Annotated in this window: 20 protein-coding genes; 10 read left to right on the forward strand and 10 right to left on the reverse strand. The window is 51.8% G+C overall.

Annotation, left to right across the window (positions count from 1 at the left end; translation table 11 throughout):
* Window positions 1-180 precede the first annotated feature (180 nt).
* A complete protein-coding gene (gene ubiB, locus O3661_RS03475) occupies window positions 181-1,692 on the forward strand; it encodes a ubiquinone biosynthesis regulatory protein kinase UbiB (RefSeq protein WP_371492300.1) in 1,512 nt (503 codons plus the stop codon).
* A gap of 75 nt (window positions 1,693-1,767) precedes the next feature.
* Here the strand turns inward: ubiB and O3661_RS03480 are convergent, their stop codons facing one another.
* From O3661_RS03480 to O3661_RS03505, 6 genes are all read right to left on the reverse strand, one after another.
* A complete protein-coding gene (locus O3661_RS03480; protein ID WP_371492369.1) occupies window positions 1,768-3,138 on the reverse strand; it encodes a chloride channel protein in 1,371 nt (456 codons plus the stop codon).
* Window positions 3,139-3,215: 77 nt separating this feature from the next.
* The gene (gene argJ / locus O3661_RS03485) at window positions 3,216-4,436 is read right to left on the reverse strand and encodes a bifunctional glutamate N-acetyltransferase/amino-acid acetyltransferase ArgJ (protein ID WP_371492301.1); all 1,221 of its coding nucleotides are present in this window, start codon (window positions 4,434-4,436) and stop codon (window positions 3,216-3,218) included.
* Window positions 4,437-4,479: 43 nt separating this feature from the next.
* Window positions 4,480-5,181, reverse strand: coding sequence for an LrgB family protein (locus O3661_RS03490; RefSeq protein ID WP_371492302.1), 702 nt, complete (start codon window positions 5,179-5,181; stop codon window positions 4,480-4,482).
* A complete protein-coding gene (locus O3661_RS03495; protein WP_049322516.1) occupies window positions 5,181-5,525 on the reverse strand; it encodes a CidA/LrgA family protein in 345 nt (114 codons plus the stop codon). The genes O3661_RS03490 and O3661_RS03495 overlap by 1 nt, the downstream gene beginning before the upstream one ends.
* A 183-nt stretch (window positions 5,526-5,708) precedes the next feature.
* A complete protein-coding gene (locus O3661_RS03500) occupies window positions 5,709-6,455 on the reverse strand; it encodes a ThiF family adenylyltransferase (protein WP_371492371.1) in 747 nt (248 codons plus the stop codon).
* 49 nt (window positions 6,456-6,504) lie between these two features.
* Window positions 6,505-6,969 (reverse strand): cyclic pyranopterin monophosphate synthase MoaC, encoded by a 465-nt coding sequence (locus O3661_RS03505; RefSeq protein ID WP_049336400.1) that lies wholly within the window; start codon window positions 6,967-6,969, stop codon window positions 6,505-6,507.
* A gap of 187 nt (window positions 6,970-7,156) precedes the next feature.
* Between O3661_RS03505 and ppc the strand changes: the two genes are divergently transcribed.
* The 4 genes from ppc (at window position 7,157) to tyrS (ending at window position 14,806) form a co-directional block, all read left to right on the forward strand.
* Complete coding sequence (gene ppc, locus O3661_RS03510; protein WP_371492303.1) at window positions 7,157-9,859, forward strand: phosphoenolpyruvate carboxylase; 2,703 nt, start codon at window positions 7,157-7,159, stop codon at window positions 9,857-9,859.
* A gap of 140 nt (window positions 9,860-9,999) precedes the next feature.
* On the forward strand, window positions 10,000-11,091 hold the full coding sequence (ychF, locus tag O3661_RS03515) for a redox-regulated ATPase YchF (protein WP_254347019.1): 1,092 nt from the start codon (window positions 10,000-10,002) through the stop codon (window positions 11,089-11,091).
* Window positions 11,092-11,575: 484 nt separating this feature from the next.
* Window positions 11,576-13,435 (forward strand): acyltransferase family protein, encoded by a 1,860-nt coding sequence (locus tag O3661_RS03520; protein ID WP_371492304.1) that lies wholly within the window; start codon window positions 11,576-11,578, stop codon window positions 13,433-13,435.
* 75 nt (window positions 13,436-13,510) lie between these two features.
* A complete protein-coding gene (gene tyrS / locus O3661_RS03525; protein WP_371492305.1) occupies window positions 13,511-14,806 on the forward strand; it encodes a tyrosine--tRNA ligase in 1,296 nt (431 codons plus the stop codon).
* Window positions 14,807-14,978: 172 nt separating this feature from the next.
* On the opposite strand, the gene hslO is transcribed toward tyrS, so the two are convergent.
* Window positions 14,979-15,875, reverse strand: a complete 897-nt coding sequence (gene hslO, locus O3661_RS03530; protein WP_371492306.1) for an Hsp33 family molecular chaperone HslO — start codon at window positions 15,873-15,875, stop codon at window positions 14,979-14,981.
* A 260-nt stretch (window positions 15,876-16,135) separates the two neighbouring features.
* Between hslO and O3661_RS03535 the strand changes: the two genes are divergently transcribed.
* The gene (locus tag O3661_RS03535; RefSeq protein WP_039862067.1) at window positions 16,136-16,765 is read left to right on the forward strand and encodes a C40 family peptidase; all 630 of its coding nucleotides are present in this window, start codon (window positions 16,136-16,138) and stop codon (window positions 16,763-16,765) included.
* Window positions 16,766-16,773: 8 nt separating this feature from the next.
* Window positions 16,774-16,995 (forward strand): hypothetical protein, encoded by a 222-nt coding sequence (locus O3661_RS03540; RefSeq protein WP_004519529.1) that lies wholly within the window; start codon window positions 16,774-16,776, stop codon window positions 16,993-16,995.
* An 80-nt stretch (window positions 16,996-17,075) separates the two neighbouring features.
* Here the strand turns inward: O3661_RS03540 and O3661_RS03545 are convergent, their stop codons facing one another.
* From O3661_RS03545 to dxs, 3 genes are read right to left on the reverse strand one after another with little or no spacing between them, the layout of a single operon-like run.
* The gene (locus tag O3661_RS03545) at window positions 17,076-18,476 is read right to left on the reverse strand and encodes an L-serine ammonia-lyase (RefSeq protein ID WP_371492307.1); all 1,401 of its coding nucleotides are present in this window, start codon (window positions 18,474-18,476) and stop codon (window positions 17,076-17,078) included.
* A gap of 35 nt (window positions 18,477-18,511) precedes the next feature.
* Entirely contained in the window at window positions 18,512-19,522 is a 1,011-nt protein-coding gene (locus O3661_RS03550; RefSeq protein ID WP_371492308.1) for a glycosyltransferase family 2 protein, read from the reverse strand.
* Between the two features lie 36 nt (window positions 19,523-19,558).
* On the reverse strand, window positions 19,559-21,448 hold the full coding sequence (dxs, locus tag O3661_RS03555; protein WP_371492309.1) for a 1-deoxy-D-xylulose-5-phosphate synthase: 1,890 nt from the start codon (window positions 21,446-21,448) through the stop codon (window positions 19,559-19,561).
* A gap of 133 nt (window positions 21,449-21,581) precedes the next feature.
* On the opposite strand from dxs, the gene orn reads away from it, so the two are divergent.
* The 3 genes from orn (at window position 21,582) to O3661_RS03570 (ending at window position 23,070) form a co-directional block, all read left to right on the forward strand.
* Window positions 21,582-22,139, forward strand: a complete 558-nt coding sequence (gene orn / locus O3661_RS03560; protein ID WP_371492310.1) for an oligoribonuclease — start codon at window positions 21,582-21,584, stop codon at window positions 22,137-22,139.
* A 63-nt stretch (window positions 22,140-22,202) separates the two neighbouring features.
* The gene (gene queD, locus O3661_RS03565) at window positions 22,203-22,625 is read left to right on the forward strand and encodes a 6-carboxytetrahydropterin synthase QueD (protein WP_003748900.1); all 423 of its coding nucleotides are present in this window, start codon (window positions 22,203-22,205) and stop codon (window positions 22,623-22,625) included.
* 73 nt (window positions 22,626-22,698) lie between these two features.
* A complete protein-coding gene (locus O3661_RS03570; RefSeq protein ID WP_371492311.1) occupies window positions 22,699-23,070 on the forward strand; it encodes a DUF1304 domain-containing protein in 372 nt (123 codons plus the stop codon).
* The last annotated feature ends 94 nt before the right edge of the window (window positions 23,071-23,164 follow it).

A 23,164-nucleotide genomic window follows, 5' to 3' on the forward strand; every position in this document is an offset into this window, starting at 1 on the left:
GCAAGTAGCCGACGAATATTTATGATGTGAATATTCATCTTTTTATTAGGGCAACAAAACCTGAGTCTTTATAAAATTGTTAGCTATGCGGCAAATGTTTTTGCAAAAGTCTCAGGCCGTCTGAAGCCCTTACCCGTTTTTCCTATATAATTCTGTTTTTTCGATTTATCTGCGTCCATCATGAACCGCCTCAAACGCATCAAAACCATCCTCTGCACGCTCTACCGCTACCGCCTTGCCGAGCTGATTGCCTCGCTGGTCCGTCCGGGTTGGGCGCGGACTTTTCTCAATATGCTGCCGCAGTCGTCCAAGTTTAAACACGAGATGCCTGCCGTGCGCCTGCGTTTGGCTTTGGAAAGTCTGGGGCCGATTTTCATCAAATTCGGACAGGTATTATCGACGCGCCCCGATTTGATTCCGCATGATTACGCGGTCGAACTGGCAAGGTTGCAGGACAAAGTACCGCCGTTTGATGCGCAGCTTTCACGCTCGCAAATCGAAAAATCGCTGGGCCAATCCATCGACATTTTATACGCGGAATTTGAAACCGAGCCTGTCGCCAGCGCGTCCATCGCCCAGGTACACAAAGCCCGCCTACATTCGGGCGAACAGGTCGCAGTGAAAGTCTTGCGCCCCAACCTTTTGCCCGTTATCGAACAGGATTTGTCGCTGATGCGCTTTGGTGCAGGCTGGGTGGAGCGTTTGTTTTCAGACGGCAAGCGTTTGAAGCCGCGCGAAGTGGTGGCCGAATTTGACAAATACCTGCACGACGAATTGGACTTGATGCGCGAAGCCGCCAATGCCAGCCAGCTCGGACGTAACTTCCAAAACAGTGATATGCTGATTGTGCCTAAAGTGTTTTACGACTACTGCACCAGCAACGTGCTGACCATCGAATGGATGGACGGCACTCCGGTATCCGATATTGCCAAACTCAAAGCCGACGGCATTGATTTGCACAAACTTGCCGATTACGGCGTGGAAATCTTCTTCACGCAAGTTTTCCGCGACGGCTTTTTCCATGCGGATATGCACCCCGGCAATATTCTGGTCGCCGCCGACAACCGTTACATCGCCCTCGATTTCGGCATCGTCGGTACGCTGACCGATTACGACAAACGCTATCTCGCCATCAACTTCCTCGCCTTCTTCAACCGTGATTACCACCGCGTCGCCACCGCCCACATCGAATCGGGTTGGGTGCCTGCCGATACGCGTGCAGAAGAATTGGAAGCCGCTGTCCGCGCCGTGTGCGAGCCTGTGTTCAACAAACCGATTTCGCAGATTTCCTTCGGCTTGGTGCTGATGCGCCTGTTTGAAGTCAGCCGCCGCTTCAATGTCGAAATCCAACCGCAGCTGGTATTGCTGCAAAAAACGCTGCTTAACATCGAAGGCTTGGGTCGCCAACTCGATCCCGATTTGGATTTGTGGAAAACCGCCAAACCGTTTTTGGTGCGCTGGATGAACGAACAGGTCGGCCCCAAAGCCCTTTGGCGCAACCTCAAAAACGAAGCCCCCGACTGGGCGCAAATCATCCCTTCACTGCCGCGCAAAATCAGTGCGCTGGTCGATGAAAACCGCCAGCAGGAAATGCGCGATGCCTATGTACACTTGGTCAAAGTACAGCAACGCCAAAGCCTGTGGCTGGGTGTGATTGCGGTTGTTTTGTTGCTGATTTTGCTGTTTAAATAAACTGCAATACAGCTTTAAATCACATATAAAAGGCCGTCTGAAATCTGATTTTCAGACGGCCTTTTTTATGCCTATCTATTCTTTTTTCTCATGCGGAACATGTCCGCTTTCGGCTTCGATATGCCGTCTGAAGCGCAAACCTGCGGCGTGGTAAAACGGATGCGGCGAGAATTGGCGCGAGACTTGCGAAGCGAAGATGCACGTCAGCAGCATCCAAAACAGCAAATTCTGTCCGCCCGTCATTTCCATTACCACCACGGCGGCGGTCAACGGCGATTGGGTCGCGGCGGCAAGGAATGCGGCCATGCAGAGCAAAACCGCGACATTGGACGCGTCGCCCAATTGCGCGAAAGAGGCCATGTGTTCGCCTATCATCGCGCCGATGGTTAACGACGGCGTGAAGATGCCGCCGGGAATGCCTGCCCAATAGCTGAACACGGTTGCCGCCCATTTTGCGGCGGCCAAGCCGAACGGCGCTTCATACGCGCCTTTGAGTGCGGCTGCGGCTTCGTGATAGCCCGTGCCATAGGTTTTGCCTTGATAAAACGTACCGAGCAGTGCCAGCAAGATACCCATCACAAAGGCGACCACCAACAAATGACGGCGGATGAAACTGCGCCAGCGTACCGGCGCGAATGCTGCCGCGCCGCGATACAAAAAGCTGCCGAACAATCCGCCTGCCACGCCGCAGACAATGCCCGACACCGCGGCCCACATCAGCATGTTTGGCAGCTCATGCCCTTGAAACCCTGAAAAATATGGGTTGTTGCCCTGTATCGCCACTTGAATGAAACCGGCTGCCAACACGCCCATCAGGATTTGGCGCTCCCAACGCAAAATCACGCCGCGTCCCAATTCTTCGATGGCAAACACCACGCCGGCCAAAGGCGCGTTAAACGCCGCCGCCAAACCGCCAGCCGCGCCTGCGGCAATCAAATCGTTTTCCTGCATGCCCCTAAACGCCAGCCCGTGCTTTTTACACCACGCGCCCCAAGCGTTCATCACCGCCGCACCCACTTGTACAGACGGCCCTTCCCTGCCGATCGACGCCCCCAAAATCATGCCCAAAAACGTCAGCGGAATTTTAAAAAAGGTTTCGCCCAGACGAATCAAACGGGTCTTCTGCGCACCATACGGCAAAGACAACGAAGCGATGACCTGCGGAATACCGCTGCCGGAAGTGTACGGCGCAAATCTGCGCGTAAACCACGCCAAAAGCGGCAAACCCAGCGGCAAAGCCACCCACGCAAACCACGGATATTTCCCCACCAGCAAAGCGTTCCATTCCAAAGCCAAATCCGCCAAGTACGCAAACATCAAAGCCGTCAAGGCAACCAGCGCCGAGCCTGCCAGCAAAAACAGAAGGGCAATGCTCTTTTTCGACAGGCGTTTGGTTTGGCGGATTTTGTGGGCGAGGCGCGCCGCCCAAGTCTGGGGAAATTTCATCATAAACACGCAGTCAATGTGTTCAGACGGCCTTGATACTTTTCTCAAAGGCCGTCTGAAAACAAGGATAAAGGTTTTTAAGAACGGTAATCCGCGTTAATCGACACATATTCGTGCGACAAATCGCAGGTATAGACGGCCGCCGTCGTATCGCCGCGTTGCAAATCAATGCGAACAGTGATTTCCGGACGGTTCATCACCGCTTGTCCTGCTTCTTCGGTATAGCTTTCCGCGCGGCCGCCGTTTTCGGCCACCAACACGTCATCCAGCCACATTTTCAAAGCATCGACGTCCAAGTCTTCAATACCGGCATAGCCGACGGCGGCCAACAGACGGCCCAAGTTCGGGTCAGAGGCAAAGAACGCGGTTTTCACCAAAGGCGAATGGGCAACGGCATAAGCCACTTTGCGCGCCTCTTCGCGGGTTTTCGCGTTTTGCACTTCAATCGTGATGAACTTGGTTGCGCCCTCGCCATCACGGACAATCGCCTGCGCCAATTCCAATGCCAGCGAACCGAGCAAGGCTTTAAGCTGGGCATAGCGCGGATCGGCGGTATTGTCGATTTCGCTCTGACCGCAACGGCCTGTCGCCATAATGACGAAGCTGTCGTTGGTGCTGGTATCGCCGTCCACGGTAATCGTATTGAAACTTTCGTCTGCGATTTCTTGCGTCATCAGCTGCAAAATCGGCTGGGACACTTTGGCATCGGTGGCGATAAACGACAACATGGTCGCCATATTAGGATGAATCATACCCGAACCTTTGGCGATGCCGGTGGCGCGGACTGTGTGTTTTTCGCCGACCAGGCCTTGGCGCGAAGCGGCTTTCGGTACAGTGTCCGTCGTCATGATGGCACGCGCTGCGTCCGACCAGAATGCAGGGCGCACTTGCGACAAAGCGGCCACGATTTTATCCACAGGCAGCGGCTCCAAAATCACGCCGGTCGAAAACGGCATCACCTGATTGGATTGGCAGCCGACCTGTTCCGCCACGGCCGCGCACACTTTAATCGCGTCCAGACGGCCTTGTGCGCCGGTACCCGCATTGGCATTGCCCGTATTGATGACTAAGGCACACACGCCGTCTTGGTCAAACAGATGCGACTTGGCGATATGCACCGGCGCGGCGCAGAAACGGTTTTGCGTAAACACCGCACCCACCGTATGTCCGCCGCCCAACACCATCAGCGTCAAATCGTCGCGGTTTTGTTGCTTGATGCCGGCACGACCCGTAAACAGACGGATGCCGTCGATTTCCAACAATTCGTCTGCACGTTTTTCAGTCAAATTTACAGCCATATCATTTTCTCCTGTTTTACACTGTTTTCAGACGGCCTAAACGCTATACGCCCAATAAGGGAATCAAAATAGGCACCAATACCGCCGTCAACACACCGTTGAGCGTCAAGCCCAAGCCGGCATACGCGGCCATACGGCGGCCGTATTCCAAAGACGCTGCAATCCCCATCGCATGGGAAGCCGTCCCTAAAGACATCCCCACTGAAGAAGGCATATACAACGCCCCTTTCAACACTTTATATCCGGCCATCTGTCCAAAAAGTCCGGCGATAATCACCGTTGCCGCCGTAATCGCCGGAATACCGCCGACCGATGCCGTGATTTCAATCGCAATCGGGTTGGTCACGGATTTGGAAGCCAGCGACAGAATCACTTCGCGCGAAGCGCCCAGCCATTTGGCAAAATACACGCCCGTAACAATGCCCGTCACGCTGCCCGCCAATTGCGACAACACCACCGGCAACCACTGGCTGCGGATACGGTCCCAATTTCGATAAAGCGGCACGGCCAGCAATACAACCGCCGGTTTCAACCAAAAATCGATAAACTGCGCCGCGTCGTGATACAGCTCGTAATCGATGGCAAATACCTTCAAATACCCCATCAACACCAGCGTGCTGATCAATACCGGATTGCACAAAACGTTTCCCGTGCGCACCCGAATCTGCACCGCCAAAGCATACACGGCCAAAGTCAGAAACAGCATAAGCACGGGCATACGCAACAAATTGTCGATATCGCCCATCACATCAGCCTCCTGACCCACTCATGTACTTTGCCCGTGACCAACAACACACACACCGTACTGGCGATGGTGGCCGTCAAAATCGAAAACCAGTCGTTTGCAATCACATCCAAATAGCTGATGACGGCCACGCAAGGCGGCACCAAAAACAAAGTCAGGTTCGCCATCAAAATGTCCGCCAGCTCTTCCACCCAAGACAATTTGACCCAACCGGCCTGAAGCGCGGCAAACAGCAAACCCATGCCGACAATGCTGCCCGGCAGCTTCAACCCCAAAATCCAAACGGCCGCCTCGCCCAAAGTCAGGCAACCCAATACCACCAATAAGGCACGAATAATATTCATTAAGCCGGTTTCTCCCTATCTTTTTCAGACGGCCTCAAAAAATTTATTAATCATTGAATCATATCGTGTCACAGGCCGTCTGAAAAGGGAAGAAACGCCTTCTTTCAAGTTTAATGAATGATAAGTATGATTGCTCCGGCGGATTGGCTTCGGAGCATTGAAACCCTTGCCCTGCTTTTGTCTTTAACGGCCGCCGCAAACCGGACATTCGGGATTGCGTCTCACCCCGTATTGCCGCCATTGTCCGCTCAACGCGTTATAGGTAGAAAGTTTGCCATACGACGGCGTACCGATACCGATCAGCACTTTAAGCGCTTCGGCAGCTTGGGTCGTTCCGATAACGCCGACTAATGGCGAAAAAACGCCGAATAATGCACAAGCGCCGTCGCTGGCTTGTTCGCCGTCAAACAGGCAGGCATAGCAGGGCGTATCGGGAAAATCGGGACGGTACACGGCGATTTGTCCGTCAAAGCCGACGGCCGCGGCGGAAACCAAAGGCGTGCGCGTGGCAACGGCGGCGCGGTTGACCGCCTGGCGCGTGGGATAGTTGTCGGAACAATCAAGGATGATGTCGGCGGCGTTTGCCAATTCGACCAGCTTGGCCTCATCGAGAAATTCGGCCATGGCGGTAATGTGTGTTTGGCTGTTGATCTGTTTCAGACGGCCTTGCATGACCAAAGCCTTGTTTTTGCCGATGTCGGCTTCGGTAAACGTGATTTGGCGTTGAAGGTTGGTCTCGTCGACGGTATCGGCATCGGCAATCGTCAGGCGGCCGATACCGGCGGCGGCAAGATACGGCAAGGCCGCCGCACCCAGCCCGCCGCAACCGACAACGAGCGCATGGGCGGCCAAAAGTTTTTCTTGGCCTTCGATACCGATTTCATCCAGCAGGATATGGCGGCTGAACCGCAAAAGTTGTTGATCATTCATCATAACAATAAGGCCGTCTGAAACCCAACGTTCAGACGGCCTGAGTGATTTAGAAATTAATATTTTCGTATGCGTTGTCAAACAGGAAAGGACGGCCTTCGCTGCTGGTTTCGGATTCGAGGCGGATGCCGCTGAGCATCATATTGCGGTCAACGTCTTTCATCATGTCGTAAACGCTCAAGAGCGCCAAATTGAGGCCGGTCAGGGCTTCGGTGGCAATGCTGCCGTTGCTGTGCGCTTGGACGGTCAGCGTGGCCTTCAGGCAGGCCAACTCAACGTTAATATCGAAATCAACCTGCACGCCGATGATGCGGCCGGGCAGGTGCAGCGGAATCAGGTTGGAGGTCTGTTTGATGCTCTGAATGGCGGCAACGCGGGCGATGGTCAGGATACTTGCCTTTTCGGTGGCATTCTCTATCAACACCCTTATCGCCTGCTGGCTCATGTTGACAGTGCCGACGGCGACGGCGGTGTGTTGCTCAGGAAAATCGGGCTGGTTGGGAAATTCAATCATGGGTTTCTCGCCTCTGTTTTGATGGACAATATTTTACGGCATTTTACAGACAGCGACCACGCGGCGGATACGGACGGCTGTTTTCTGGTTTGAAATGTATCGGACGGCAGCATTGGCAGTTTACAAAAATTTGCTATACAATGGATTCGGGACAAACCCAAATTAACATTTAAACAAGAGAAAAATCATGCAACTGCATATCTTAAATAATCCCAAAGATGCCGCTCTGGCGGCGGATGCGGAATTTTTAAAACAGTCTCTTTTCAATCTGCTGCATGAGGAAGCGTCGCCTTTGGTGGTCGAAACCGTTAAGTTATTATCGACTTCAGACGACAGCGCTGCCTTGATTGAAAAAGTGTTGCCGCAATTGGACGAACAACAAACCCACGATTTAACCTTGGCCTGCGGCCTGTTCGCGCAGATTTTGAACATCGCCGAAGACGTGCACCACGAACGACGCCGCCAAATCCACGAAGATGCCGGCCACAGCGCAGCAGAAGGCAGCCTGACGGAAACCGTGCGCAAGCTCAAAGCCGGAAAAGTCAACGGCAAAGCGTTGCAACAACAACTGGACAATACAGTCGTTACCGCCGTTTTGACCGCGCACCCGACCGAAGTGCAACGCCAAACCGTCTTGAGCTTCAACCGCCGCATCCGCGCGCTGCTGCCGCAACGCGAACGCTGCACCAATCCTGATGCGCTGGCTCAGTTACGCCGAGAAATCGACACCGTGCTTTTGGGCTTGTGGCAGACCAGCGAAACGCGCCGCCACAAACTCAGCGTCAACGACGAGATCAACAACGGTGTATCCATCTTCCCAATGAGCTTCTTTGAAGCCCTGCCCAAACTCTACCGCACAATGGAACGTGATTTTCAGACGGCCTATCCCGGCGTCCGCGTTCCGAATATCCTTAAAATCGGCGGCTGGATCGGCGGCGACCGCGACGGCAACCCGTTCGTCTCTGCCGAAACCTTGCATTTTGCGTTCAGACGGCATGCCGACGCAGTGTTCCGTTTTTATCGCGGCGAACTCGACAAACTTTACCGCGAATTGCCGCTCTCCATCCGCCGCGTCAAAGTCAACGACGACGTGATGGCACTGGCCGCCCTCTCGCCTGACGAAGAAATCGCCCGCACCGAAGAGCCCTACCGCCGCGCCATCGCCTACATCATGGCACGCGCCATGGGCAAGGCACGCTCACTCGGTTTGGGCATGGGCTGCAAATTCGGCTTCCTCGAGCCTTATGCCACGGTCGAAGAGTTCCTCAACGACCTGAAAAAACTGCAACGCTCGCTCCACGAAAACGGCAGCCAACTGCTGGCAGAAGGCCGTCTGTCCGACATTATCCGCAGCGTGTCCGTGTTCGGCTTCCACATGATGCCGCTCGACCTGCGCCAACACGCAGGCAAACACGCCGATGTGGTTGCCGAACTTTTCCAACACGCAGGCTTGGAAGACTACAACAGCCTGAACGAAGAGCAAAAACAAGTCGCCCTGTTGCGCGAATTGAGCCATCAACGTCCGCTGTACAGCCCGTTCATCACATACAGCGACCATACCCGCCACGAATTGGCGATTTTCAACGAAGCGCGCAAAATCAAAGACGAATTTGGCGAAGATGCCGTTACACAAAGCATTATTTCCAACTGCGAACAACCCAGCGACCTGCTCGCCTTGGCATTGCTGCTGAAAGAAAGCGGCCTGTTGGTGGTGGAAAACGGCAAACCGCACAGCCGCATCAACATCGTGCCTCTGTTTGAAACCATCGAAGCGCTCGAAAACGCCTGTCCGGTCATGGAAACCATGTTCCGCCTCGACTGGTATGATGCCCTGCTCGAAAGCCGCGGCAACATCCAAGAAATCATGCTCGGCTACTCCGACTCCAACAAAGACGGCGGCTACGTTACCAGCTCATGGTGTCTGTATCAAGCCGAATTGGGCTTGGTCGAACTCTTCAAAAAATACGATGTCCGCATGCGCCTGTTCCACGGTCGCGGCGGCAGCGTAGGTCGCGGCGGCGGCCCATCTTACCAAGCCATCTTGGCGCAACCTGCAGGCAGTGTTGCCGGACAAATCCGCATTACCGAGCAAGGCGAAGTCATTACCGCCAAATACGCCGACCCCGGCAATGCACAACGCAACTTGGAAACCTTGGTTGCCGCGACTTTGGAAGCCAGCATCCTGCCGGATAAAAAAGACCCTGATGCCAAACTAATGCAGGATTTGTCGGACGTATCATTCAAATATTACCGCGAACTGATTACCCACCCCGACTTCATCGACTACTTCCTGCAAACCAGCCCGATTCAGGAAATCGCCACCCTCAACCTCGGCAGCCGTCCCGCCAGCCGCAAAACCTTGGCGCGGATTCAGGACTTGCGTGCAATTCCGTGGGTATTCTCATGGATGCAAAACCGCCTCATGCTGCCGGCTTGGTACGGTTTCGGCAGCGCAGTGGAAACCTTGTGCGAAGGCAATCCCGACACGCTGGCCGCCCTGCGCGAACACGCCCAAAACAACCCGTTCTTCCAAGCCATGCTCTCCAACATGGAACAGGTGATGGCGAAAACCGATATCACCTTGGCGGAAAACTATGCCGGCTTGAGCGAATCGCCCGATAAAGCAAAAGTGATCTTCGGCATGATCAAGGAAGAATACCAACGCAGCCGCAAAGCACTGCTCGACTTGCTGCAAACCGAAGAGCTCCTGCGCGACAACCGCAGCCTCGCCCGTTCGCTTGCCTTGAGGATTCCATACCTAAACGCCCTCAACGGCCTGCAAGTCGCCATGCTCAAACGCCTGCGCAAAGAGCCCGACAATCCGCACGCCCTACTGATGGTTCACTTGACCATCAACGGCGTGGCGCAAGGTTTGCGTAATACCGGTTAAGGCAGTACGGAAAAAAGGCCGTCTGAAACAATTTTCAGACGGCCTTTTATTATAAGAACACACCAGCATTGCAGCTGTTTTGAGTACCTCCACAATATGCTATAATCCGCCGTTAAACTTTTATCTTTTCAGGAAAAACCATGAGCTTGAAATGCGGCATCGTCGGTTTGCCCAACGTCGGCAAATCCACCCTCTTTAACGCGCTGACCCAATCGGGTATCGAAGCGGCAAACTATCCTTTCTGTACCATCGAACCCAACGTCGGTATCGTTGAAGTCCCCGATCCGCGTATGGCCGAATTGGCAAAAATCGTCAATCCGCAAAAAATGCAGCCTGCCATCGTCGAATTCGTCGATATCGCCGGTTTGGTTGCAGGTGCAAGCAAAGGTGAAGGCTTGGGCAACCAGTTCCTCGCCAACATCCGCGAGACTGACGCGATTGTTAACGTTGTACGTTGCTTTGACGACGACAACATCGTTCACGTTGCAGGCAAAGTCGATCCGATTGCCGACATCGAAACCATCGGCACCGAGTTGGCACTGGCTGACTTGGCCAGCGTCGAAAAAGCCATCGTCCGCGAGGAAAAACGCGCACGCTCAGGCGATAAAGACGCACAAAAACTGGTCGATCTGTGCAAAAAACTGCTGCCTCATCTGGACGAAGGCAAGCCTGTACGCTCCTTCGGTTTGGACGCCGAAGAACTCGCCATGCTCAAACCGCTGTTCTTGCTGACTGCCAAACCTGCCATGTACGTCGGCAACGTTTCCGAAGACGGTTTTGAAAACAACCCGCACCTCGACCGCCTGAAAGAATTGGCTGCAAAAGAAAACGCGCCGGTTGTGGCAGTATGCGCTGCAATGGAAAGCGAAATCGCTGAATTGGAAGACGACGAAAAAGCCGAATTCCTCGCTGAAATGGGCTTGGAAGAACCGGGCCTGAACCGCCTCATTCGTGCCGGCTACGACCTCTTGGGCCTGCAAACCTACTTCACCGCCGGTGTCAAAGAAGTCCGCGCTTGGACCATCCACAAAGGTGACACTGCGCCACAAGCCGCCGGCGTGATTCACACCGACTTTGAACGCGGCTTCATCCGTGCACAAGTCATTTCCTACGACGATTTTGTCTCGCTCGGCGGCGAAGCCAAAGCCAAAGAAGCCGGCAAAATGCGCGTAGAAGGCAAGGAATATGTCGTGCAGGACGGCGATGTGATGCACTTCCTGTTTAACGTATAAACCCAGCGTACCGCTTTTTCAGACGGCCTTTTCTAAGATTAAGGCCGTCTGAATTTATTTTCAGACGGCCTCATGTTTTGAAATATCAACAAAACAAGACATCATCTCCATAATAAATGCGGGCATGGCCCGTAATTTTTCTCTCTTAAAATCTCCCATTTCTTACCGACGCTTCACCTAAAAATAGCGCAAGGTTACATCATCAATAACAACACCACTGATATGACAATAAATAATTAAACAATACCACATCGTATTGATTCATTATAAAAACAACATATTAAATATTATGTTGAAACTATCAACTGTATTCCTACTCTAATCTACTACTATTCAAACGCATATCATCAGCAATCATTCTAAGAAGGCAAACAAACTGCCCAGTACTGACAAACGATGGCCGACCTCCGAAATGCCGCCATTCTCGGCAGGAATCACTTTTCAGACGATTCCACTAAAATAAACCAATTAAAATCAAAATATTATGAGCAAAGTTTTATCTTACCGCCCAGATATTGATACATTGCGTGCCGTTGCTGTTCTATCCGTTGTCATTTTCCATATTGAAAAAAACTGGCTGCCTGGCGGCTTTCTTGGTGTTGATATCTTTTTTGTTATTTCCGGCTTTCTGATCACGATGATTATCCATCGTGAAATGAGCAGTGGGATTTTTTCGTTCAAAAAGTTTTACATCCGCCGTATCAAGCGGATACTACCCGCATTTTTTACCGTATTGACGGTAACACTGATATGCGGCTTTCTTTTATTCACCAAAGATGATTTTTCCCTTTTATGGAGGACAGCCCTGTCCACCTTGGGATTCATCTCCAATATCTTTTTTGCAAAGGGTCAGGGCTATTTCGACCCCATACAAGAAGAAAAACCTTTGCTTCACATTTGGTCTTTATCGGTCGAAGAACAATATTATTTCGTCTTCCCGATATTGCTGTTACTGGTAGTCCGCAAAAGCTGGCGCACCCAGTTTGCCTTCCTCATCACGCTATGCGTATTCAGCATTTTGGCTTCTTTTATGCCGACTGCACTGGATAAATATTACCTGCCCCATCTGCGCGCCTGCGAAATGTTGATCGGCTCGTTGACGGCAGTGTGGATGCAATACCGGCAACAGCAAGGGCTGGATACCGGCAAACAATATGCGGCGACAGGCGCATTACTTTCCGTATGCGTACTGTTTGCCTGCCTGTTTACCTATACGGAAAAAACTGCCTATTTCCCGGGGCCTGCCGCCATCATTCCTTGTTTGGCCGCCGCCGCATTCATTTATTTCAATCAATTTGAACACCGGCTGAAAAAATTTTTCCAATGGAAGATTACTGTCGGCATAGGCTTGATTTCCTATTCACTGTATCTGTGGCATTGGCCTGTATTGGCTTTTATGAGATACATCGGTTCAAGCAATCTGCCTTCGTATTCGACTGCGGCTGCGATTGTCTTAATGTTCGCACTCTCTCTGCTTTCTTATTATTTTGTCGAGAAGCCGTTTAAAAACTGGAGAGGCTCTTTTGCCCAATCTGTAACATGGATTTATGCCGTCCCCATGCTTGTTTTGGCCATTACGCCTTTTCTTGCCATGAAGCTTCCGTTTATGGAGCAGTACGACCGTATGGGATTGGCGCGTTCCTACACTTCTTGTCACAACAATACCGACAAACAATGTGTTTGGGGTGATACCGACAAACAGCCGGAATTACTGATTTTGGGCGATTCGCATGCCGACCAATATAAAACGTTTTTTGATACTGTCGGCAAAAAAGAAAAATGGTCGGCAACGATGGTTTCTGCGGACAGTTGTGCCTATGTAGAAGATTATGCCGCGCCCGTATTCAAGCGAAACGCTTCCTGCCGTGCCATTTATGAGTACGCCAAAGAGCATTTGCCCCAATACTCAAAAGTACTTTTGGCCATGCGCTGGGGCAGCCAAATGCCTGAAAACAGCCACTCCCTTGCTTACGATGCCGATTTTTTCAAAAAATTCGACCTCATGTTGCAAAAATTTTCTTCGGAAAAACAAGCGGTTTATCTGATGATAGACAACCCTAATCTGTCATACAACGGCTTGCGTGCCTATATTCTGTCTTACCGCATACCGGGATTTAGTCAAAATCTTGACATTGATGAAACAGTCACTTCAAAAGGAAATGAACGCATCAAAGAATTGGCAGAAAAATATGCCAATGTACACATTATCGATGCCACTGCCTATATTCCGGAGAACTTCAAAATCAACGGATTGCCTGTTTATTCCGATAGAGACCACATCAACCCTTACGGCGGCAGAGAACTGGCCAAGCGTTTTTCTGAAAAACACACGCTTCTTCAATAAGCCATAGCCATTCATCCGATGAAATTTGTTACAATTAGCAGTTTGTAAAACTGCTAATTTTTTTGGAAGATAACAATGAGCGTCATCAAAGACCTACAATCGCGTGGCTTAATCGCGCAAACTACCGACATCGAAGCCTTAGACGCTTTGCTAAACGAACAAAAAATTTCCCTCTATTGCGGTTTTGACCCGACAGCAGACAGCCTGCACATCGGTCACTTATTGCCTGTATTGGCATTGCGCCGTTTCCAACAAGCCGGCCATACGCCGATTGCTTTGGTGGGCGGTGCGACCGGCATGATTGGGGACCCAAGCTTTAAAGCCACAGAACGCAGCTTGAATTCTGCCGAAACCGTTGCCGGCTGGGTAGAAAGCATCCGCAACCAACTGACCCCTTTCTTAAGCTTTAACGGCGACAACGCCGCCATTATGGCCAACAATGCCGACTGGTTCGGCAGCATGAACTGCCTCGACTTCCTGCGCGACATCGGCAAGCATTTCTCCGTCAACGCCATGCTGAACAAAGAGTCCGTCAAACAGCGTATCGAGCGCGACGATGTGGGCATTTCCTTTACCGAGTTCGCCTATTCCCTGCTGCAAGGCTACGACTTTGCCGAATTGAACAAACGTCATGGCGCAGTTTTGGAAATCGGCGGCTCCGACCAATGGGGCAACATCACCGCCGGTATCGACTTGACCCGCCGCCTGCACCAAAAACAAGTATTCGGTCTGACCCTGCCTTTGGTAACCAAATCAGACGGCACCAAATTCGGTAAAACCGAAGGCGGCGCAGTATGGTTGAACGCGAAGAAAACCTCTCCGTATCAGTTCTACCAATTCTGGCTGAAAGTGGCCGATGCCGATGTGTATAAATTCTTGAAATACTTCACCTTCCTGTCTATCGAAGGAATCGATGCCATCGAAGCCAAAGACAAAGCCAGCGGCACCAAGCCAGAAGCGCAACGCATTCTCGCCGAAGAAATGACCCGTCTGATTCACGGCGAAGAAGCCCTTGCCGCCGCCCAACGTATTTCTGAAAGCCTGTTTGCCGAAGACCAAAGCCATCTCACCGAAAGCGACTTCGAGCAGCTGGCACTCGACGGCCTTCCGACTTTTGAAGTTTCCGAGAGCCTCAACGTGGTTGAGACTTTGGTGAAAACCGGTTTGGCGTCTTCCAACAAAGAAGCACGCGGTTTTGTAAACAGCAAAGCGGTTGTGCTCAACGGCAAACCTGCTGAAGCCAACAATCCGAACCATGCCGCTGAAAAACCTGACGATGCCTACATGCTGACCGACGAACACAAACGTTTCGGCAAATACACCATCGTCCGCCGCGGCAAACGCAACCATGCTTTGTTGGTTTGGAAATAATCGTTAAACATTAAACGCATCGTTTAAAACAATCATGCTGTCTGAAATCAGCCCACGCTTTTTTCAGACGGCATTTTCTATTGATGATATTCAGTTTTCCCCAAAAGAAAGGACAGGTATTACACCTGCCCTTCTATTGAGCCAATTTCTTTAAGAAACTTTTATCCCGTGATTACTGCAAACGCTCATTTTCTTGACGGACGGCATTCACCACATCCGCGCCAAACAAAGCGTTGACATCGGTTTCATCAAACACATACTTGCTATGGCAGAAATCGCAATCGATTTGAATGCTGCCTTGTTCCGCCACCACGCCGCCGACTTCTTGACCGCCAAGCATCAACAGCATATCGCTGACTTTGCCGCGGGAACAGGTGCAGGCAAATTCAATGGCTTCCGGTTCAAAAACGCGGGGCGGGGTTTCATGGTAAAGGCGGTAAAGGGCGTGATGCGCATCCAAACCAGTCAACTCTTGCGGAGTAAGCGTTTGCGCAAGCGTGGTCACATGCTCCCACGCGGCATCATCCAATTCTTCTTCCGGCAGGCGTTGCAGCAATAATGCACCTGCGGCTTGGTCGTCGGCGGCAAGCGTAATATAGGTATCGAGCTGCTCGGAACGTTTCATATAGTTGACCAACATTTGCGCAATGCTGTCGCCTTCCAGAGGGACAACACCTTGCCATGGGTCGGCATCTTTAGGCTGATGGGTCAAAACGAACACGCTGTTTTCGCCCAACAGCGCAGTCAGGCTTTCATCATCACGGATTTCAGCAGTTTCGTCCCAACGCGCGGTAGCGCGGACAGTATTTTCAGAAGTTGCTTCCACCACCAACATTTTTAGACGGCCCTGACCTTGAACCTGAACAATCAACGCGCCTTCGTTTTTAAGGTTGGCAGACAATAAAGAACCGGCGGCCAATAATTCGCCCAATGCGCGACGGATGGCGACAGGATAATGTTTTTGGTTAACGATGTGTTGCCAAACTTTTTCGAGGCGGATGTGCATACCGCGGATAGGCATATCGTCGAAGATAAAGCGTGTACGGATATCGCTGTGATTTTGTGTCATGTCAGTCTCTAAAAATAAATCAATGAATGCCGCTTATATGGTTGCAGCGAAGGATAAATCAAGCGAAACCGCGTTTGATGTTTTTCTAGTTTGTTTGGAAACAAGGGTTTAACGCAAAATAACAGCAGTTTTTTTGCCAAAAAGACGGTTTTTGAATACAATCAAGCAGATAACAAGAGAATGATACGGGATAACATCTCAGAAACCGGCAGTGTGCCTGCAATCGGCAGGGAATGCCTTCTGAAACGGAAGTTTTTATAATGAATTTTTTACTCCGGCTCGCAGCAGTTTGGACTTCGGTCGCCATGCTTGCGAGCGTCAATTTTTCTTACGCCGATGATTTGGAAAACCTGATTACCACCCGTCAGCGTGTTTTAAACCAATTCAACGACAACGCCAACGTTTACGGCAATACGCGTCAGGCAACCCCTGTCCATCCCACCAATACCTATCCTGCCGCAAGCAACAATACGCGCGCACCTTCGGGCAATGCAGATGAGTTAATCGGCAGCGCCATGGGCTTGCTTGGCGTGGCCTACCGCTACGGCGGCACATCAGCCTCTACCGGCTTTGACTGCAGCGGCTTCATGCAACACATCTTTAAACGCGCCATGGGCGTAAACCTGCCGCGCACCTCTGCCGAACAGGCGCAAATGGGCGTTGCCGTGAACCGTTCGGAATTGCAGCCGGGCGACATGGTCTTTTTCCGCACCATGGGTCGCGGCCGTATTTCCCACGTCGGCCTTTACATCGGCAACAACAATTTCATTCACGCGCCGAGAACGGGCAAACGTATCGAAATTACCAGCCTCGGCCACAAATATTGGAACGGAAAATACGCCTTTGCCCGCCGCGTGAAGAAAAACGACCCATCCCGTTTCTTGAATTGAGGTGAGCTATGGCGATGCCGCAAATGCCCAAATGGTATGACGACGACGGTCAGATTGTTTCCTGCACCGAAAAAGTCAAAGTCATGACCGAAAACTTAAACGAACTGTACCAAATAGCGCAGGACGCATTTGAAGACGCGCTGCTGATGGGTTGCTCCGAAAAACAGTTGCGCGAATACTTCCGCGACTTAATGGCCGGACTAGAAAACCCTTATCAAAAAAACGGTTAGTTATTCGATCCATACAAAAAAGGCCGTCTGAAAGTTTTTCAGACGGCCTTTTTTTATCGTGCCGATCCCTTACCCTATTGCTAACATTCCACAACGCGCACGGATACCGGTATGGCTTTTTTCTGCAAGGTAATTGCTAGACCGGCGAGTGAGGTTTCTTTGTAAGTTGCCTTCATATCGCGGCCGGTTTGCAGCATGGTTTGAATCACTTCATCAAGTGAGACTTTTTTGTCTGTGCCGTCTTCCAAAAGCGCGAGGGTGGCGAGTTTGAGGGCTTTTTCGGCGGCGATGCCGTTGCGCTCGATACAGGGGATTTGCACCAAGCCGCCGACAGGGTCGCAAGTCAGGCCCAAGTGGTGTTCCATCGCCATTTCGGCGGCGTTTTCCACTTGTTTCGGTGTACCGCCGATAACTTCGGCGTATGCGCCTGCCGCCATGGAACATGCCACGCCAACTTCGCCTTGGCAGCCGACGTCCGCACCGGAAATCGACGCGTTGGTTTTATACAAAATACCGATGGCGCCGGCAGTCAGAAGGAAATCTTCGACACGCGATTGGTTGGCGTGCGGATTAAATTTGCGGAAATAGTGCAAAACGGCAGGAATAATGCCTGCCGCGCCGTTGGTCGGTGCGGTTACGACACGGCCGCCGGCGGCATTTTCTTCATTGACCGCCATGGCGTACACCATCGGCCAAAGTTGGGTATTGACGATTTCGCTCTCGCGCAGGACTTTGAGTTTGGCTGCCAACTGCGGCGCACGGCGGCGAACGTTCAAGCCACCCGGCAACTGCCCTTCCGCACCCAAGCCGCGCTTGATGCAGTTTTCCATCACATCGGCTACGGCAGCCACACGGCGGCGCACTTCCGCCTCATCGCAACCTGCCAACGCCGCTTCATTGGCCAACACAACTTCGGAAATATTCAACTGGTTCAGACGGCATTGTGCCAACAACTCGTCGCAGTTTTTGTATGGATACGGCACATCGGCATTTTCCTGCGCCTCTTGTGCAAACCCTTCGTCTGTAACGACAAAACCGCCGCCGACCGAATAATAGATCTGCTCTTTCAGCTTCTGGCCGTCTGAATGGTAGGCAATAAAGTTCAGGCCGTTCGGATGTTTGGGCAACACTTTGTCGCCGCGGATATCCAAATCTTTTTCGGGATTGAAGGCCATTTCACGGCCGTTGAGTTTTAAAACGTGCTGCGTGCGGATGCGTTCCAAGCGTTGGGGGATGTCTGCAAGCGGGATATTGTGCGGCAAACTGCCTTCCAAACCAAGCAATAATGCATCGAATGTACCGTGTCCGATACCGGTCAAAGCAAGTGAGCCGTACACCTCAATGACAATGCGCGCCACTTGTGTATCCAAGTTTTCGGCATGCAGCAAATCGGCAAAAGCGGCCGCAGCCTTCATCGGGCCGACGGTGTGCGAGCTGGACGGGCCGATGCCGATTTTGAAAATATCAAAGATGCTGATCATAATTTTCCTATTATTGTGTGTGCAGGCTGTGTTTTTCAGACGGCCTTAAGGCCTAAAGAGGAATCTTGTGCGCCGCTTGCCAATGCAAGTACCAGATGTCCGACAGTCATCAAAGGATCGCCTGCTTCCGGCGAGGTGTATTTCAGCATCAGCGGTTTTTTACGCAAGGGTTCGTAATGGCTGACTCTACAATGCGGGTCTTCCAAACTTGTAGAACCGGAGCGGTATCTGTATGCCAACAGCCGTAAATCGTTCAAGTCCATCTTCATGCCGTTGTCCAGCAATTCGCGCAACTGGTTTTCCCAGGCAATATCGTTGCTTCCGTCTTTAATGGCAATCAAGATGGACTTTTCGAGGATTTTTTTGATGTGCTGGTTCAAGGAGCGGATTGGGAAATGCCCCAGCCACAACAAATCGGTCTCCGCAAACTGGGCGGCAAACTGCTCGATAAACCAGGAATGCAAGCCTCGATAATCCGGCGAATGAAACAGGGTTGATTCAACCTTGTTGCCATCTTTATCCAACATGTAATGGCAGCCGATAATCACGCTGCAAGATTCGGCAGCCCATCTGGGAATAATGACTTTGGGGGTAAAGAGCGTTTCGAGGCGTTGCTCGGTAAATTGTGTGGTGAAATCGGGGTTGTATTGCAACGATGTCGGCAAATAGCCGCGCCAAAGGTACATGCCGATCCTGTTTTCGCCGATGACATCCAAGAGTTGTTCCAGCATGGTACGACTAGGACATGAAATAAATTCGTCCGCATCCAGCGGAAAAACGAAATCTATCGCTTCATCTTTTGCTACAAGCTGCTTCATCAGCTGGTTGACCAATTGCTCATGATTGAACTTGAGCGCTTGATATTGATAGATAAATACCGGTAAACCTTCTTCTTTCAATTGAATCAGGATTTCTCTTGTGCCATCGCTGCTACCATGATCGATGATGTGCATTTCATCCATCAGCTCGAGATTATGACGGACAAACGATTCGATAACGTCGTTTTCGTTGCGCACCATGCTGATGCTGATTAGTTTTTTTCCCATAAATTATGCAATGTATTGATAGGTTTTAATCATTTTTCAGACGGCCTTAATCCAGCCGGCAATGCGTTTTTCAATCGCTTCGGCACTCAAACCCAAGTCGTCCAACAGTTTTTTCGGGTCGCCGTGTTCGGTAACTTTGTCTTCTACACCCAACAGCAACACCGGTTTGCAGATGCCGTGTTTCGCCAACACTTCCAACACCGCGCTGCCTGCGCCGCCTTGTTCGGCATTTTCTTCAGCAGTAACGATGTAATCATGACTTCGGGCAAGACGGACGATCAGTTCTTCATCTATCGGTTTGACAAAGCGCATATCGGCAACGGTCGCATTCAGCTTGTCGGCGGCGGCCAATGATGGGGCAACCATGCTGCCAAAGGCGATAACGGCAATTTTTCCGCCTTCGCGACGGATGATGCCTTTGCCGATTTCAACGGTTTCCAGGCCACCTGAAACAGTTGCGCCCGTGCCTGTACCGCGCGGATAACGGACGGCGGACGGCGAATTTGCCTGATAGCAGGTTGAGAGCAGCAGGCGGCATTCGTTTTCGTCGCTTGGTGCGGCAATAATCATGTTCGGAACGCAACGCAAAAAGCTCAAGTCGTATAAACCGGCATGGGTAGGGCCGTCTGCACCGACAATACCTGCACGGTCGATGGCGAACAAAACAGGCAGGTTTTGTAAGGCAACGTCATGTACCAACTGGTCGTAAGCGCGTTGCAGGAAAGTGGAGTAAATCGCTACGACAGGCTTGATGCCTTCGCACGCCAAACCGCCGGCAAAGGTAACGGCGTGTTGCTCGGCGATGCCGACGTCGAAATAGCGGTCGGGGAATTGCTGTTCAAACTCAACCAAGCCGCTGCCCTCGCGCATGGCAGGCGTGATGGCAACCAAACGCTCGTCAGCCGCCGCTTGGTCGCACAGCCATTGGCCGAACACTTGCGTATAAGTCGGTTTGGCCGCGGCAGGTTTCACTTCCGGGGCAGGCACTTCGCTCGGCAGCTTGGCGACAGCGTGATATTTGACAGGATCGTTTTCGGCGAATTTGTAGCCGTTGCCTTTTTTGGTGATGACGTGCAACAACTGAGGGCCTTTGCGGCCGCGCAAGTCTTTTAATACGTCCACTAGATTTTCAACATTGTGTCCGTCCACCGGGCCGGTGTAACGGAAACCGAAGTTTTCAAACAAAGACAGCGACTGTTTGGCGTGTTCCGCTTCGCCTGCCAAGGTTTTGATTTTATTTTCGACTTTTTGGGCAAGCTCCATCGCGCCGGGCAATTTGTCCAATACTTTGCTCGATTGGGCTTTGATGGTGCTCAACAGGCCGTGCATATCACGCACGACGTTGCTGGCAAGATATTTCGGCAGCGCGCCGACATTGGGGGAAATCGACATTTCGTTGTCGTTGAGGATGACCAGCAAATCAACATCCATATCGCCTGCACAGTTCAGGGCTTCAAACGCCTGCCCCGCCGTCATGGCGCCGTCGCCGATGATGGCGACGCTGCGGCGGTTGTTGCCCAACTGTTTGTCCGCAACGGCCATGCCCAAGGCCGCGCCGATGGATGTGGAAGAATGCCCCACGCCGAACGCGTCGTATTCCGACTCACTGCGTTTTGGGAAACCGGCCAAACCGCCGTATTGGCGCATGGTGTGCATTTGATTTTTACGGCCGGTGAGGATTTTGTGCGGATAGCTTTGATGGCCGACATCCCAGACCAAATGGTCTTCGGGCGTGTCGTACACATAATGCAGCGCCACCGTCAGCTCGACCGCGCCCAAGTTGCTGGCGAAATGGCCGCCCGTCTTACCGACGGAATCCAACAGAAATTCGCGCAATTCGGCGGCAACTTGCGGCAGCTGTTTTTTCTCCAGACGGCGCAAGTCCTGAGGCGTATCGATAATATCGAGCAAAGGGCTTGGGTTCATGATTTTTGGCGGTGATTTTTTGTGTAACGGACGATTATATCAAGAGATTGCACAACTTGTTACAAATGCTTTCAGACGGCCCGAACCTTTATCCTTTATAATACTGCCAACTGAAAACACAAGGCCGTCTGAAATGACCCAAAACGCAAACAACCTCTGCTGGCTCGATATGGAAATGACCGGCCTCAACCCGGAACACGACCGCATTATCGAAGTCGCCATGATCATTACCGACTCCGATTTGAACGTACTGGCACAATCGGACGTTTACGTCATCCATCAAAACGACGAATTGCTCGACAGCATGGACGAGTGGAACACCGCCACCCACGGCCGCACCGGCCTGACCCAACGCGTACGCGAATCCAAACTGACCGAAGCCGAAGTCGAGCAAAACCTGCTGGACTTCATGTCCGCATGGATACCCGAGAAATCCACGCCCATGTGCGGCAACTCCATCCATCAAGACCGCCGCTTCATGGTTAAATACATGCCGCGCTTGGAAGCCTATTTCCACTACCGCAACTTAGACGTATCCACGCTGAAAGAATTGGCCAAACGCTGGAATCCGGCCGTCGCCAAAAGCGTGGTCAAACGCGGTTCGCACAAGGCATTGGACGACATCCTCGAAAGCATCGAAGAAATGCGCCATTATCGCGAGCATTTCCTCAAACTCCCTTCCGAACAATAATCCCAAGGCCGTCTGAAACCGGTTTGACACTATTCAGACGGCCTCATCGGCTTCCTTCATCTCATGAAAATCACCAAAATCTTTACCTTCGATTCCTCGCACATGCTCGACGGGCATGACGGCAAGTGCCAAAACCTGCACGGCCACACCTACAAACTCGAAATCACCGTCTCCGCGCCCGTTATCCAAGGCGGCGCAAAAGACGGCATGGTGATGGACTTTACCGACCTGAAAGCCATCGTCAAACAACACATTACCGACCCGTTCGACCATGCCTTCATCTATCACGGCAACAACGAACGCGAAAGCCAAATCGCCGCTCTTTTGGAAGGCTGGAACATGAAAACCCTGCGCCTGCCCTGCCGTACCACCGCCGAAAACATGAGTGTAGAAATGTATGGCCGTCTGAAAAACGCCGGTGTCAAAGTGTGCAGCGTGAAATTATGGGAAACGCCGACTTCGTGTGCGGAATATGAAGGGGAATAAACCGCCGCCCTCTATTTTTCAGACGGCCTGTTCCCATAAATACCTCATACACTAAACATCAAAAGGAATCTTCATGAAACTCATCTCCACCCTCCTCGTCCTCTTCGTTGCTATCGAACATTTCTACATCGCCTGGCTCGAAATGACGCAAATCCCAAGCGAAAAAGCAGCAGAGCTGTTCAACATGCCTTACGAATTTATGGAACAAAAACGCGTACAAACCCTATTTTCCAACCAAGGCCTGTACAACGGCTTCCTCGCCATCGGCTTGGTATGGGCGCGCTTTGCCGCACCCGACAACGCCGTTTACGGCGCGACCATCCTGTTCCTCGGCTTTGTCCTCATCGCCGCCGCATGGGGCGCGTTTTCATCCGGCAACAAAGGCATTTTGTTCAAACAAGGCTTGCCGGCATTTTTGGCCGCCGCAGCCGTCATTGCCGCTTAAGCACACACCAGCCATTCTTTCCTATTGAACTGACAGAAAGAATGGCTGCCTCACATCACTTCTTCAAACGCTTCACGACAACAATTCAATCCCA

This window comes from Neisseria sp. 20925_1_37, from assembly GCF_041433255.1.
GTDB classification, from domain to species: Bacteria; Pseudomonadota; Gammaproteobacteria; order Burkholderiales; family Neisseriaceae; genus Neisseria; species Neisseria flavescens_D.